Genomic DNA, 14,295 nt, shown 5'->3' on the forward strand with positions numbered 1-14,295 from the left:
AATAAATCACCTATGTTTTATTTGATTTTACGTATCATTTAGTATGTTATTTATTTTATCATGACTAAGTTGAACATGACATTGTTAGCAACTCGAGAATGATACTTTTAACCCGCAATAACACTAAAATAGCAAAATAAAAAACTACCAACTGATGATTTATCATTGGTAGTTTTTTATTTTAAATTTTTATTCTACTGAAAAGAAATATTGATAAATTGGTTGTCCACCTTCATGAACTTCCACTTCTACATCTGGATATTGCTCTTCGATCCAGTTTATCATGTTATCTGTAACTGCTTGCTCTGCATCTTGACCAATAATCACAGTCAATATTTCACTATCTTCTGCTAACATCTCATTTAACAACTCAGTAACCGTTGTTAATTGATCACTTTGGCTGCTTACAATCTTATCTTCAATCAAGCCCATAAACGCGTCTTTTTTAATCTCAACGCCATCAATTTTCGTATCACGAACAGCGTACGTTAATGAACCAGATTTAACGTTATTTACTGAATCAGCCATTTGCGCTTTATTTTCTTCAAGTGTTGCGTCCACATCATATTGGAATAGTGCGCTTATACCTTGAGGAATAGATTTCGTTGGAATAACAACTGCTTCTGCATCAACAATACTCGCTGCTTGTTCACTTGCCATTAAAATATTTTTATTATTCGGTAAAATAATTGCACGTTTACATTTTGATTGTTCAATGACTTTAACGATATCTTCTGTAGAAGGATTCATCGTTTGTCCACCACTAATGATATGTGTGGCACCCATTGATTTGAATATCTCTGAAATACCTTCACCCATAGAAATAGTAATAATTGCTGTTTCAACCGTTTCCATTTTCGGTTTAGCTGTGTGCTGTTCTTTTCGAATCACTTCACGGTGCTGTTCTCTCATATTTTCAACCTTAAGTTTAATTAATTCACCATATTGTTGACCATAATTAAACACTTTACCTGGGTATTCGGTATGCACGTGAACTTTCACAATTTCTTCATCATTAATGACTAATAAAGAATCACCAAATTGACTCATATCTTGCCTGAATTCTTGTTCATCAAAGGCTTTTTTATTCTTTCCAAAACGAACCATCATTTCAGTACAATAGCCATAAATAATATCTTCAGTATTAATTACACCATGGAAATCATGTTCATCATGTACAAATTCATCTTTATCTATCTTTGCAACTTTGGCTTCAACTTTTTCACCTTTAAGCGCTTTTAAGAATCCTTCGTAAACGCATAACAAACCTTTACCGCCACTATCAACAACACCAACTTCTTTAAGTACAGCTAATAAGTTTGGTGTGTTTTCAAGTGATTCATTGGCTTTTACAATAATGTACTCCATTAATTCTATACAATCTTCAGTATTATTTGCTTTTTCTATTGCAGCTTGCGCAGCATCTTTTGCAACTGTAAGTATTGTACCTTCAACTGGTTTCATAACAGCTTTATATGCCGTTTCAACACCAGCTTGAAAACTTTCAGCTAACAATTTTGAATTAATTTCAGATTCACTTTCAATATTTTTACAAAATCCTCTGAATAATTGTGACAAGATGACACCAGAGTTACCTCTTGCACCCATTAGTAAACCTTTCGAGAATGTTTTACCTAATTCGCCGATATTTTTCGACAAATTATTCTCTACTTCTTCGCGACCTGAAGTCATAGTAAGATTCATATTTGTTCCTGTATCACCATCTGGCACTGGATACACATTCAAAGAATCTACCAAATCTGCATTGTTAGATAAATTTTGTGCCCCTTGTATAATCATATCGGCAAATAATTTACCATTAATTTTGCTAATCATTTCAAGTTGTCCTCCTAAGCTTTCTTGCCTGTATTATTCACACGTACACCTTGTACATATATATTGATTGAATTTACTGATACATTAAGTGATTTTTCCAAAGTATATTTCACTGTTGATTGTACATTATTGGCAACTTCAGATATTTTCACACCGTAACTTACAATAATGTACATATCTATATCCACTACGCCATTATTTTCAGTTACTTTGATGCCTTTAGCATAATTTTCATGTCCTAGTATTTCCGCAATACCATCTCTAACTTGTTGTCTAGATGCCATACCTACAATACCATAACATTCAACGGCCTTTCCACCTACAACCGAAGCAATCACTTCGTTTGAAATATCAATTTTACCGTAATCATTTGAAATCTCTAATGTCATATCTTTGTCCCTCCTAAATTTCAAAGTTTATTATTCGTTTTCCCTAATCACTTTTAAAATTTTACCACTTAGTGTAGTCATAAACGCTTTAAGTTTCATTGATTATTTTTATAAAATATCAATGGTACAACTTATCAGAATGACTTACGCTTAAATCACCTATTATATTTTGAGTAAACTGAATTTACACTCATGACGATTATCTATAGGCGTTTTCTTTTAATAGATGTAGTATCATTAAATAAAAATTTTAAATGTTTCATTCACTTATTTCTCTAAAATATCATACTACATAACTTCACAGTCTACAATTATATCACAAAACTCAGTATTTTTGACTTTTATGTGAAAATTATTCATTGTTTTTCAAATGAAACTATGCTATCTTAATTAAGTATATAAGTAGTTATGTGTATTTATATTTATTAAAGGAGGTACTCATATGGGTAAACAATGTTTCGTAACAGGTCGTAAAGCTTCGACTGGTAACAGACGTTCACACGCTTTAAACTCTACTAAACGTAGATGGAACGCTAACCTTCAAAAAGTTAGAATCCTAGTTGACGGTAAACCTAAAAAAGTTTGGGTTTCTGCACGTGCTTTAAAATCTGGTAAAGTAACTAGAGTTTAATAAATATATTGCACATAAAAAATGTGACCTTATGTGGAGGACACATTTACTTAAGAACTAAGAGCTCAACCTCTTAGTTCTTTTTTTGTTACCAAACAATACATAATGGTTCATAGTGAAATTCGAACTATCAATATAATTTGGTTAATACGTTTAATAATGGTTCTCTGTCAAATTGGACTTATGGGTTCAATATCGATTTTGGCACATAAATCAATGTACTAGGACCTACAATTTTCCTTTCAATAATAAATCACGCCATAATCTTCATTAATTACAGCGTGATTCATCTATTATTATGTTATAAATTCTATCTATAAACGTCACTTTATTAAATAACTCATGCACTTTATTAAAAATCCTCACAAATTTGAATATACTTAATTTAAATCTGTACTTCTAATTTGCAAAATCAACCCATCATGTACAGTTACTTTCGCTTGCAAAGACTCAATTTCATTTGAAATAGTTAAAGTAGAACCTATATTAAGCATTTGTCTAGCTAAATTATATTTAAAACCTGCTAGAGAAAGTTCTACATCATCAGTCATCGGTATAAATGAAATGTACGGATAACTCTTATCTTTTTCAACTGTATGTTGACCTTTAGGCAATAATTCAATTTTATTTTGTTGATCGATAACTTCTATATGAACATCATGTTTATAATATGCTTTTTTCAATAATAACTGAATTGCCCCAAAAAAGTGATCTAATCGTCCGCCTGTTGCACCATAAATTGTAATACTATCAAATCCAAGTGCAACAGCTTTATCAACCGCTAAAGCTAAATCCGTATCAGCTTTTTCAGCTTGAACTGGTTTGATTTGTAACTGTTCTGTTAGAAGTTGGCGTTCTTCTTTACTGACTGAATCAAAGTCTCCCACTGAGAAAAAAGGGATAATTTGATGCTTCAATAAAATCAAAGCACCTCTATCAACGCCGCCCCATTTACCTTCATTACTTTTGGCCCAAATATCTTGCGGCAAGTGTCGATCAGAACATAATAAATTTATATGCATATACACTCAACCTTTCAATGCTTGTGTGACTTTTTTATAATCCTCTTGTTTAAAGAAAAATGAACCTGTTACTAGCATTGTAGCACCATTTTCAACACAAACTTTCGCTGTATCGGTATTTACGCCTCCATCAACTTCAATATCAAAGTTTAATTGACGTTCCATTTTAATAGCATTAAGACCCGCTATTTTTTCTACGCATTGATCAATAAATGATTGACCACCAAACCCTGGGTTAACTGTCATCACTAGTACATAATCAACAATGTCTAAAATAGGTTCAATTTGTGATATTGGTGTACCAGGATTAATTACTACACCAGCTTTTTTATCTAAATGTTTAATCATTTGAATAGCACGATGAATATGAGGCGTTGATTCGACATGAATTGAAATCATATCGGCACCATGTTCTGCAAATGATGCAATATACTTTTCTGGATTTTCAATCATCAAATGTACGTCTATAGGTAATGTTGTGCCTTTTCTTACTGCATCTAATATTGGTAAACCAATAGATATATTAGGCACAAATTGACCATCCATAACATCAAAATGAACTCCGTCGACACCTGCTTCTTCAAGTCGTTTTAATTCATGTTGTAAATCCAAAAAATCAACAGATAATAATGATGGATATAGTTTTGTCATTTAATATCTAACCTTTCTATTTGAAATTTCATTAAATAGTTGTAAATAATGGTCGTATCTAAATTGCGCAATATTCCCTATCTCTAATTGATGCTTAACATTACAATTAGGTTCTTTGATATGATTACAATTCCTAAACTTACATGTTTCACCATATCGATTTAATTCAAGAAAATAATCTTTTATTTCATCTTTATCTATATGATCAAAATCTAAAGCACTGAATCCAGGTGTGTCTGCAATATAACCGTTTTGACGTTCGAATAGTTCGACATGTCTTGTAGTATGCTTTCCTCGATTTAATGATTTTGATATATCATTTGTCTCAAGATTAAGTTCTGGACGATAATGATTTAAGAAAGTGGACTTACCGACACCTGATTGACCACTAAGTACTATAAGTCCAGCTGGCCAAGCTTCTACAATTTTTTTTCGATCATCATCATTTCCAATAAATTCAGTCTCATAGCCAATATTTTCATATATTTTCAACAACTCATTAATTTCGAACTGCTTTTCAATTGGTGTTTTATCTTTTTTAGTCACCAAAACTCTCGCATTTAACTGATACGAATGTGCAATAACTAAAAATCGATCTAATAATTGCGTTGAAAAATTTGGCTCGACAGCACTCATTACAATTACTAGTGTATCTATATTACTTACAGGTGGTCTTTTCAACTCATTTTTCCGCTCAAACACTTGATGAATATAGCCTTCGTTAATGTTTTGTACTTCAAATTCCACTATATCACCAACTACCGGTGAAAATTTTTTCTTTCTAAATAATCCTCGTGGTTTTGTATTGAAACGTTCGCCATTAACGTCTACTTGATATACCCCACTAATTGATTTCACTATTCGACCTGTCTTCAAAATGGCACCTCTCGATTAATTTTACTGCATTTATTATATCAAAGACTGGAAAATTAATATATAAATGATCATTTCAAATGATATAAATATTGTGAGAGTGATACAGAATTGATAGACAATGCTCACCTGTATATGATGACATGAAGCATTTTAAAACTACCGCAATCTCAACATAAAAATACCGAGACTTCCAAATAGAAACCTCGGTACATTTACTTCAATTATATTTATACATCATCATAGCTGACTTCTTTTTCAGCTACAGTTTTACCGTCAACTTTAACAATATAACTTGCTGTTTTTCCTTTTTCAATTCTTAAAGGAATGTCTATACGTTGATCACTAGTAATGTCGAAACTACCTTTTTCAGTTGAACCGTCATTATCTTTATCTTTAATATAAACTTTAACTTTTTGTGACTTATCATTTTTACCAGTGTATGGTACATCTACCGATTCAGTTGTCGTTTTGACATCTGATGAGTCACTTTTTTTACCTTTAGAAACAACAAATGAAATCGTTGACCCCTCATCTACTGATTTTCCTTTAGGAGATTGAGAAATCACATCACCCTCATCAATATCGTCACTATACTCTTCCTTACTTTCAACTTTAAACCCTTTTTCTTCTAAGGCTTTTTTAGCTTTGCTAAAGGATTTATGCTCAAAGTCTTCTACATAAACTTGCTTAATGCCTAAAGATTCATATAGTTTAATATTAGAATCATGAATAGCGATTTCAGTATTTGCGGTTACACTTTGATTTGCAATGTATCCTTTTGGCGCTTGATTATTATATACTTTTTCAATCGTAACATCTTTAAGACCTAACGATTTTAATTTCTGCAAGGCTTCCTCCTTAGGTAAACCAATGACATTTGGCATTTTAACCTTTTCAGGGCCTTTTGATATAACAACATCAACACTGTCACCACGTTCAACACGTTCACCTGTATTAGGAGTTGTCTTAATAATTTCATTTTCAGGATATTTATCACTATAACTTCTAGAAATTTTACCCAATTTCAGGTTGTTTTTATTGAATATTTGCTCTGCTTCTTTTACAGATTTCCCGATTACATCAGGTGTCTCTTCGTATTTATTACCAAACATTGCCATTGCCACAAAAGAAACAAGTGCAATCATTAACAACGAAAAGATTAGTGATAAGAGCACAATCTTTCGTGTTGATTTCTTTTTAGGTTTTGGTTCGTAAACCGTACCTTCTGGCTTTTGGAATTGCTGATGATGAGCAGGCCCATTTACAATAGGTACTTGCGTCGTTTCACGTTTAGGTTGATTCGACTTATGTTCACTAATATGCTTTGCTAGATCTTCTTTTTTCAAAGGTACCGCTATCGTTTTCATTTTATCGAGTTCATAGACATCTTCATTCGCTCGATTTTCATGTAAAACACTACTCAAATCATCTTTCATTTCTTGAATTGTTTTGTAACGATTCGCTTTGTCTTTTTCTGTAGCGCGTAAAATGACATTACTTAAAGATTGCGGAATATCCTTACGTACATCTGTTGTCACATTTGGCACAGAATCCTGAATATGTTTAATCGCAATGCTAACTGCAGTTTCTCCATTAAAGGGTGGTTCACCAACAAGCATTTCATATAACACAATACCTATAGAATAAATATCTGTACATTCATCCGTTGCCTCACCTTTTGCTTGTTCTGGCGAAAAGTACTGCACAGTACCTAACACATGATTAGTCTGAGTTAAAGACGTCTCACTTAAAGCTTTAGCAATTCCAAAATCAAATATTTTCAACGTTTTATTGCTGTCAATTAATATATTTTGTGGCTTAATATCTCTATGTACAATACGCATATCATGCGCATGTTTAATACCATCCAATATTTGATTCGTAAAATTAATCGCCGTGTCAACACTTAATGGCCCATGACTTTCAATATACTCAGACAAAGTCGGACCTTCAATATATTCCATTACTAAGTAGTAACAGTCATCTTCTTCATCAACATCGATCATACTTACTATATTTTGATGTGATAGCTGTGATGAGTTATGTACTTCTCGTTCAAAACGTTTTAATGTTTCTTCTTTTTCTCTAGGTGGTATAAAAATCGCCTTAATTGCAACTTTAATGTTAAGTATCGTATCTTCAGCAAGATAAACGGTACTCATGCCACCGCCGCCAAGCTTATCTACAATTTTATATCGTTCATTTATTATTTTACCTATCATACTTTATCACCTTCAATAGCCGCGAGTATGAAAGTAACGTTATCTTTCGAATGGTTATCTAATGCCAATTGCATTAATTGATCACCATGATCTTCTATTGTACCTTCTTTTACTAACAAACGCTTAATTTCATTGTCTTTAACATAATCAGTTAATCCATCTGAATTTAATAATAAATAATCATAAAAATTTAATCGCTTAATAAACAAATCTGGACTCACACGTTTATCTGTGCCCATCACCTTCGTAATAATATTACGTTGTGGATGTGTAAATGCTTCTTCCGGCGTAATTTGACCCGTTAAAACAAGATGATTAACAAATGAGTGATCACTAGTAATTTGTTCAATTTGTCTACTATTAATAACATAGGCTCTAGAATCACCGACATTTGCTATCACAACTGATTTTTCAAAAACAAGTGCACAAACACATGTTGTACCCATACCTTTATATTCTGCATTTTCTTGTGCATAGTGATATAACTGAAAATTTATATCTTTTATATTATTACGCAACCAATTTTCAGCTTGATGTTCTTCTATAAGATTTTCCGCTTCAAAACGGGATTTCAACTCATCTGTAACAAATTTACTTGCAACTTCTCCTGCTTTATGGCCGCCCATACCATCACACAGAACTAAAAGTTGTTGATTAGTTCGATTATAAAAAATACCACCCGCATCTTCATTCTTATCTCTATGTTGTCCAGTATCAGTAAAAAATTGTGCCTCTAGCATTTGTCTTTACCTCGTTTCTACTTGTCGTTCCTTTGCTCTTAATTGACCACAAGCTGCGTCAATATCCGAACCTTGTTCACGACGTATTGTGGCATTAATTCCTAGTCTCTTTAATTCTTTTTCAAATTTAAAGATATCATTTTTAGCCGTTTTCACATAATTTCTTTCTGGAACATGGTTGACAGGAATTAAGTTAACATGGCAGTTTAAGCCTTTTATTAAATGTGCTAATTCTCTTGCATGTTCTAGTTGGTCATTCACACCACCAAACAGACCATATTCAAAAGTAACACGACGATTTGTTTTTTCTTGATAATATTGAATTGCTTCGATTAACTTCTCAACATTATATGCACGGTTAATTGGCATCAAGCGTGATCGCACTTCATCTTTTGCGGCGTGTAAGCTTACAGCAAAATTAATTTGGATATCTTCATCCGCAAAGTCGTATATTCTAGGAATGATACCTGATGTTGATACTGTAATGTGACGTGCACCAATATTTAAACTATTATCATCATTGACGATTCTTAAAAAGTCCATCATTTCATCATAATTTTCAAATGGTTCACCGATACCCATTATGACAATTTGAGATACGCGCTCTTCTGTAGCATCAAGGGCTTTTTGAACTGTTAAAACTTGTGAAACAATTTCGCCAGCTTCAAGGTTTCTTTTTAAGCCGCCAAGTGTAGAAGCACAAAACGTACATCCGATACGACAACCTACTTGTGTCGTTACACATACTGAATTTCCATAATCATGTCTCATTAAAACAGTTTCAATTGTATAGCCATCTTGTAATTCATATAAGAATTTAATTGTACCGTCTTTACTTTCTTGTTTTACTACAGTTGTTAAAGTTGTAACAGTAAAGTTATCTTTTAAAAGCTGTCGTAAGTCTTTCGATAAGTTCGTCATTTCATCAATCGAATCTACTCTTTTTTGATATAACCATTCAAAAATCTGTTTCGCTCGAAATTTTTGTTGACCTTGTTCAACGAGCCAGTTTTGCATTTCGTCAAATCGCAATGAATATATTGATTGCTTGTCAAAATTTGGAAGAAATTTATTCTTCTTTTTCTTTTCAGCAGTTATCATTCCTAATTGTCCTTTCTTTTTATCTTAGTGATAAAGAATCCATCTGAATTAAAGTCTTGCGGCATGATTTGTAACGTTTTGACCAACTCTCCAGTTATCGGATGTTGAAACGGTTCAAATTCGAAGTTTTTATTATTTTTCAAAAACATATAAATCACGTTTTCATTTTCTAGTTGCTCAATTGTACATGTTGAATAGATGATTTCGCCACCTATTTTTACATTGTTTTTTACATTTTCCAATATTTCAAGCTGTAATTCAACTAGTGACTCAATATGTTGTTTGCTTTGAGTATACTTAATCTCCGGCTTATGTCTCATTACACCTAATCCGCTACATGGTGCATCAACAAGTATCTTATCGTATGTTTTATCATAAGGTTTTGTCGCATCATGTTGAAAAGCTTTAATATTTGTTAATCGTAATTTTTTTATATTAAAATTAATTAAGTCTATTTTGTGATCATGTATATCTGAAGCGTCAACTTGCCCTTCTGGCATTAAAACTTCAGCAATGTGACAAGCTTTACCGCCAGGTGCACTACATGCATCTAATACGTGATCATGTCGGTCTACATTCATAATGTGTGCAACAAACATTGAGCTTTTATCTTGAATTGAAACGAATCCATCTTTAAATGAACGAGAATGAATAATTGGTTGTCCTCCTATATGGAGACAATAAGGTAAGTCATGATCTTTTTCAACGTCATAACCTTCGTCTTGCAACTTTTCAATAATATCATCTAATGATGCTCGCGTCAGGTTGGCACGCACAGTTGTTGATGTCGTTTCTAAAAATGACTGTAAAATTGTTTCAGTTTTTTCGAGACCATAATGTGTTGCCCAATGATCTATAATCCACTTCGGCATACTATACTCGATTGCCATTCTTTTTTTAGGATCTGCAATTTCATTAAAATCAGGTAAGTCACTACGCATCATTGTACGTAAAATACCATTTACGACATTACCATTATGATAGCCACCGCGTTCTTTTGCTATTTCAACTGCTTCATTAATGATGGCGTGATTTGGAACTTTATCTAAATAAACATATTGATAAATACTCATCCATAATAATTGCCTAACCCATGCCTTAATTTTTGTTTTCACAAAAGGCTTTAAATAAAAATCTAACGTAAATTTTCTTTTAACGGTTCCGTAGACAATTTCTGTAAATAAAGCCTTATCCATTGCATTTAATTCATTTTCTGACAACACTTCATTGATACGCAAGTTACTATACGCACCTTCATTTAATATATCTTGAATCGTGTCAAAAGCAAGACTTCTCACGTTTTCTATCATATAAGTTTCTTCCCTACTAGTGTGTTTTGCGCACCACTTAAATAATTGGCAGCTAACATTCTCTTTTTCCCAGCTAATTGCATATCTTTAATTGCAACAGCTTCATTATCATTTGTAGCAACAATAATGGCTTTTTTAGTCGTTTCTATAATGGTTCCAGGCTCGTTTATCTTATTAGTCTCAACGAGTTCAGCATCGTATATTTTCAAGTTAGTGTCATCCATAGTTGTATAAGCAACTGGCCATGGTGATAATCCACGAATTTGATTAAACACTTGTCTTCCTGGTTTATTCCAGTTAATTCGCTCATCTTCGCGTCGAATATTGGAAGCAAATGTTGCTTGCGTATCATCTTGAGGTACACTTTCATTTGTGCCCTCTATAATAGATGGTAAAGTTTCTTTTAATAAATCTGCCCCTAATACACTTAATTTATCATGCATCGTACCGACATTATCATTTTCTTCTATTTTAATTGCTTGTTGCGAAATAATATTACCCGCATCTAATTTTTTAACCATATACATAATTGTTATGCCGGTTTCTTGTTCACCATCGATAATCGCCTGATGAATTGGTGCACCACCTCTATACTTCGGTAACAATGATGCATGTACATTAATTGCCCCAAGTTTTGGTAATGCCAACAATGATTCAGGTAATAATTGTCCAAAAGCAGCAGTTACAATTAAATCTACATCTAATTGAAGCAATTGTTCTAATTCTTCTGATCCACTTAATTTTTCAGGCTGATATACAGGTAAATCATATTTCATTGCAACTTTTTTAACTGGTGGTGGTGTCATAACACGTTTACGTCCAACAGGTCGATCTGGTTGCGTTACGACTGCAATGACATCATGTTCTGCAATAAGCATTTCTAAAACAGTTGTTGAAAAGTCTGGTGTACCCATAAATATTATTTTAGTCATTTATAAAATATGCCTCCACTTCTTTATCTGTTAAAATACGGTCCGCACGTTCTGTAAAAGGGATACCGTTCATTTGATCTATAATATGCAAAATCATTCTTGCTACATCTTCATGTGCAGTTAGTTCAACTTTGTTCCCATTGACGTCATAACTTTCGACAACTATCATTTTACTTCTTGTCACTTCGCCGTAAACATCTGGCAATGTAATTGAACCTTCTAAGTCTGTTATCGTTTCATTTGATTGACTAATAATTTTCGGATTAACAAGTTGTAATAATCCTTCCATTTCCATATCAATGATTGCCACTTGCAATGACTGATTAATTTGAGGTGCACATAAGCCAGCTGCTTCTTGTGCATACATTGTATCTTCTAAATCTTGTAATAATCTTTTTAACGAATCATCAAATTTTATAACTGCTTGCGCTTTTTTCGTTAAAATAGGATGCGATGCTGGTACTAACTTTTTAATCGCCATAGCTCTTACTCCTCAATAAAATTCATCAAACCATTATAACGTAAATATATTAAAAATGCGACCTTACATCATAGAATGTATATTTTTCAATTTAAAGATTGTCATGTGATTCATTACGTATATTTCACACGTAAAATAATACAATGCAACTGAAGTGTAATCCTAAATTTATTGTAAGGATTGAATAACTGAAATTTAGATGATTGGGAATGCTTAAACTAGAATGTTTGAACTAAAAGTGGGTATAATAAAAAGAGAAGCTAATGTCATTATAAGCAATTCAACTGGAGGGAAAGAAATGCAAGTAAACAAAGTTATTTATATTTTATTAGCATTGTTCTTAGGTAGTTTTGGTATTCATAAATTTTATGCCGGCAAGAATATGCAAGGTATTCTACACTTAATATTCTGTTGGACAGGTATCCCACACATTTTAGCAATTATTAGTGCAGTGATTACTGTTTTCAAACCTGCTGATGAACAAGGTAATGTCACTTTATAAATTGATAAAAATAAATCCCGATGACAATCATTTATTATTTGCGAATCATAGAGTTATAGTTATTACGAACTCTATATGATAAGCAGTAATGCTGATTGTTTATCGGGATTATTATTGCGATTATTTAATGTAGTACACTATTTATTTTTCACACAGTAAATACTATTTTAAAGAATCATCTGACGCTGTTTCATAGTTTGATTCATACTCTTTAATATATTTACTTAAAACAACAAAATGTGCGTTACCAAAATCACTAGATGCATTTAAGAAATCCATATGTACTAAATTTAAAACTTTTGGATCTGGATTAGACTTGTCTTCATAATTTTTTGGTGAAAAAGTGAAATAGGCCAATGCCGGCAACACTTCATCTTTAGTATCCTTTGATCCATATGTCATAAATGAAACGCTTGTTAAAGGTACTCCGAAAGATTTGATTTGAGCTACGCTATATGGAACTGGTTTTGGATGATCAAGTTTAGTTAGCTGACTTAATTTTTTTAACTTAGAATAATCGTCATATTTAATTGCATCATCTTTATGTATTACGTAAGATCCTGGTTCGACTGATGCATAAACTAACTTTCCATCTTTATATTTTGTCATAATTTCTGCGTAAAAAACAGGTGTGTTTGAATTGCCAATTTTCTTTCCATCTGGATCTACATACCAATAATCAACTTGTTTTACATCATCGTGTGTTTCAATCACTTTCCTTTTTATACCTTTCTTACCTTTAAAGAATGCATCAACATCTTTTATTGAAGATCCTTTTGAATCTTTAGTAAATCTATAATCTGCAAGTTCCACTTTACCCATTAATTCTTTGTAATCTTTCCATCCTTGAATCCCTTTACTATTCGTAAACGACTTTTCTGTCATTAATGGATCCAACTTATCAAGAGATGGCGCATCTTTAATTCCTTTCATTTTCTTCTCTATTTCTTCATATTTCTCTAAATCTGGATCTTTCTCTTCTTCCGATTCTTTTTTTACAGTTTCTTGTTTTGATTCTTCTGATTTCTTTGATGATAATTTATGATTCCCACCAAAAGAACAACCTGCTACGACTAAAAGCATAATTAAAAGTAAACATCCCAGTGTCTTTTTCATAAACTTTCTCCTCTTAAGTTATTTTGTTTGAATCAAATAAACATACATAAATTTAAAAAACTTATTTATATTGATATTTTACATTAACCATCAATATTTTTAAATACTTTAATTGATAATTTAAGAAAATTGTTTTGTCTAATAATTTAAGTAGTTAAAACATAGATAGATATAAAATAGTTTATAGCCATTAATTTATAAGTGTAAAATTTGCACTATTTCAATTTGCCATTTAAAAATAGTTTGTTTAATCATTAGTACTTTTATTCATCAGTAAGTATGGCACCTACATTAAAATCAGAATTCGTAAATGAAAATACTAATAAATTCCTAATCAAATCAAAATCACGTAAGTTATAAAGCCATATAAAAAGACAGAATATAAACTGCTAATTTAAATGGTTAACAGTTGTATATTCTGCCCTTTTTCTGTACTTAAAGTAAAAACAAGACCTTTCATACTCTTAGGAAACATTGATATTAAAG

At 32.0% G+C, this 14,295-nt stretch carries 14 protein-coding genes; 2 read left to right on the forward strand and 12 right to left on the reverse strand.

Annotated features, from left to right (window positions below; translation table 11 throughout):
• Positions 1-189: 189 nt before the first annotated feature.
• Positions 190-1,836 (reverse strand): fatty acid kinase catalytic subunit FakA, encoded by a 1,647-nt coding sequence (gene fakA, locus IDG66_RS05035; RefSeq protein ID WP_000623903.1) that lies wholly within the window; start codon positions 1,834-1,836, stop codon positions 190-192.
• Positions 1,837-1,850: 14 nt separating this feature from the next.
• Positions 1,851-2,225: an Asp23/Gls24 family envelope stress response protein gene (locus IDG66_RS05040; RefSeq protein ID WP_000171418.1), complete on the reverse strand. Its 375-nt coding sequence runs from the start codon at positions 2,223-2,225 to the stop codon at positions 1,851-1,853.
• 442 nt (positions 2,226-2,667) lie between these two features.
• Here IDG66_RS05040 and rpmB point away from each other — a divergent pair, with 442 nt between their 5' ends.
• Positions 2,668-2,856, forward strand: a complete 189-nt coding sequence (gene rpmB, locus IDG66_RS05045; RefSeq protein ID WP_000517908.1) for a 50S ribosomal protein L28 — start codon at positions 2,668-2,670, stop codon at positions 2,854-2,856.
• 380 nt (positions 2,857-3,236) lie between these two features.
• Here the strand turns inward: rpmB and IDG66_RS05050 are convergent, their stop codons facing one another.
• From IDG66_RS05050 to IDG66_RS05090, 9 genes are all read right to left on the reverse strand, one after another.
• A complete protein-coding gene (locus IDG66_RS05050; RefSeq protein WP_000547905.1) occupies positions 3,237-3,878 on the reverse strand; it encodes a thiamine diphosphokinase in 642 nt (213 codons plus the stop codon).
• A 6-nt stretch (positions 3,879-3,884) separates the two neighbouring features.
• A complete protein-coding gene (gene rpe / locus IDG66_RS05055; protein WP_000164332.1) occupies positions 3,885-4,529 on the reverse strand; it encodes a ribulose-phosphate 3-epimerase in 645 nt (214 codons plus the stop codon).
• Complete coding sequence (rsgA, locus tag IDG66_RS05060) at positions 4,530-5,405, reverse strand: ribosome small subunit-dependent GTPase A (RefSeq protein ID WP_000847936.1); 876 nt, start codon at positions 5,403-5,405, stop codon at positions 4,530-4,532.
• A gap of 227 nt (positions 5,406-5,632) precedes the next feature.
• On the reverse strand, positions 5,633-7,627 hold the full coding sequence (pknB, locus tag IDG66_RS05065; protein WP_000579564.1) for a serine/threonine protein kinase Stk1: 1,995 nt from the start codon (positions 7,625-7,627) through the stop codon (positions 5,633-5,635).
• Positions 7,624-8,367, reverse strand: a complete 744-nt coding sequence (locus tag IDG66_RS05070; protein WP_000888498.1) for a protein-serine/threonine phosphatase Stp1 — start codon at positions 8,365-8,367, stop codon at positions 7,624-7,626. The genes pknB and IDG66_RS05070 overlap by 4 nt, the downstream gene beginning before the upstream one ends.
• Before the next feature lie 6 nt (positions 8,368-8,373).
• Positions 8,374-9,468: a dual-specificity RNA methyltransferase RlmN gene (rlmN, locus tag IDG66_RS05075; RefSeq protein ID WP_000626905.1), complete on the reverse strand. Its 1,095-nt coding sequence runs from the start codon at positions 9,466-9,468 to the stop codon at positions 8,374-8,376.
• A gap of 2 nt (positions 9,469-9,470) precedes the next feature.
• Entirely contained in the window at positions 9,471-10,778 is a 1,308-nt protein-coding gene (gene rsmB, locus IDG66_RS05080) for a 16S rRNA (cytosine(967)-C(5))-methyltransferase RsmB (RefSeq protein ID WP_103143721.1), read from the reverse strand.
• Positions 10,775-11,710, reverse strand: coding sequence for a methionyl-tRNA formyltransferase (gene fmt, locus IDG66_RS05085; protein ID WP_000161286.1), 936 nt, complete (start codon positions 11,708-11,710; stop codon positions 10,775-10,777). Before fmt ends, rsmB begins: the two co-directional genes overlap by 4 nt.
• A complete protein-coding gene (locus tag IDG66_RS05090; RefSeq protein WP_000985287.1) occupies positions 11,703-12,191 on the reverse strand; it encodes a peptide deformylase in 489 nt (162 codons plus the stop codon). Before IDG66_RS05090 ends, fmt begins: the two co-directional genes overlap by 8 nt.
• A gap of 298 nt (positions 12,192-12,489) precedes the next feature.
• Here IDG66_RS05090 and IDG66_RS05095 point away from each other — a divergent pair, with 298 nt between their 5' ends.
• Positions 12,490-12,693, forward strand: coding sequence for a TM2 domain-containing protein (locus IDG66_RS05095; RefSeq protein WP_001198024.1), 204 nt, complete (start codon positions 12,490-12,492; stop codon positions 12,691-12,693).
• 162 nt (positions 12,694-12,855) lie between these two features.
• On the opposite strand, the gene IDG66_RS05100 is transcribed toward IDG66_RS05095, so the two are convergent.
• Entirely contained in the window at positions 12,856-13,809 is a 954-nt protein-coding gene (locus tag IDG66_RS05100; RefSeq protein WP_206158564.1) for a hypothetical protein, read from the reverse strand.
• Between the last annotated feature and the right edge of the window lie 486 nt (positions 13,810-14,295).

Origin of the sequence: Staphylococcus sp. EG-SA-18 (assembly GCF_017151825.1) — a bacterium.
Lineage (GTDB): Bacteria > Bacillota > Bacilli > Staphylococcales > Staphylococcaceae > Staphylococcus > Staphylococcus aureus.

What these genes read in the sequence shown, in the direction of transcription:
- fakA (WP_000623903.1), bottom strand. Translation starts at nt 1,836, where the DNA reads ATGATTAGCAAAATTAATGGTAAATTATTTGCCGATATGATTATACAA.
- IDG66_RS05040 (WP_000171418.1), bottom strand. Translation starts at nt 2,225, where the DNA reads ATGACATTAGAGATTTCAAATGATTACGGTAAAATTGATATTTCAAAC.
- rpmB (WP_000517908.1), top strand. Translation starts at nt 2,668, where the DNA reads ATGGGTAAACAATGTTTCGTAACAGGTCGTAAAGCTTCGACTGGTAAC.
- IDG66_RS05050 (WP_000547905.1), bottom strand. Translation starts at nt 3,878, where the DNA reads ATGCATATAAATTTATTATGTTCTGATCGACACTTGCCGCAAGATATT.
- rpe (WP_000164332.1), bottom strand. Translation starts at nt 4,529, where the DNA reads ATGACAAAACTATATCCATCATTATTATCTGTTGATTTTTTGGATTTA.
- pknB (WP_000579564.1), bottom strand. Translation starts at nt 7,627, where the DNA reads ATGATAGGTAAAATAATAAATGAACGATATAAAATTGTAGATAAGCTT.
- IDG66_RS05070 (WP_000888498.1), bottom strand. Translation starts at nt 8,367, where the DNA reads ATGCTAGAGGCACAATTTTTTACTGATACTGGACAACATAGAGATAAG.
- rlmN (WP_000626905.1), bottom strand. Translation starts at nt 9,468, where the DNA reads ATGATAACTGCTGAAAAGAAAAAGAAGAATAAATTTCTTCCAAATTTT.
- rsmB (WP_103143721.1), bottom strand. Translation starts at nt 10,778, where the DNA reads ATGATAGAAAACGTGAGAAGTCTTGCTTTTGACACGATTCAAGATATA.
- fmt (WP_000161286.1), bottom strand. Translation starts at nt 11,710, where the DNA reads ATGACTAAAATAATATTTATGGGTACACCAGACTTTTCAACAACTGTT.
- IDG66_RS05090 (WP_000985287.1), bottom strand. Translation starts at nt 12,191, where the DNA reads ATGGCGATTAAAAAGTTAGTACCAGCATCGCATCCTATTTTAACGAAA.
- IDG66_RS05095 (WP_001198024.1), top strand. Translation starts at nt 12,490, where the DNA reads ATGCAAGTAAACAAAGTTATTTATATTTTATTAGCATTGTTCTTAGGT.
- IDG66_RS05100 (WP_206158564.1), bottom strand. Translation starts at nt 13,809, where the DNA reads ATGAAAAAGACACTGGGATGTTTACTTTTAATTATGCTTTTAGTCGTA.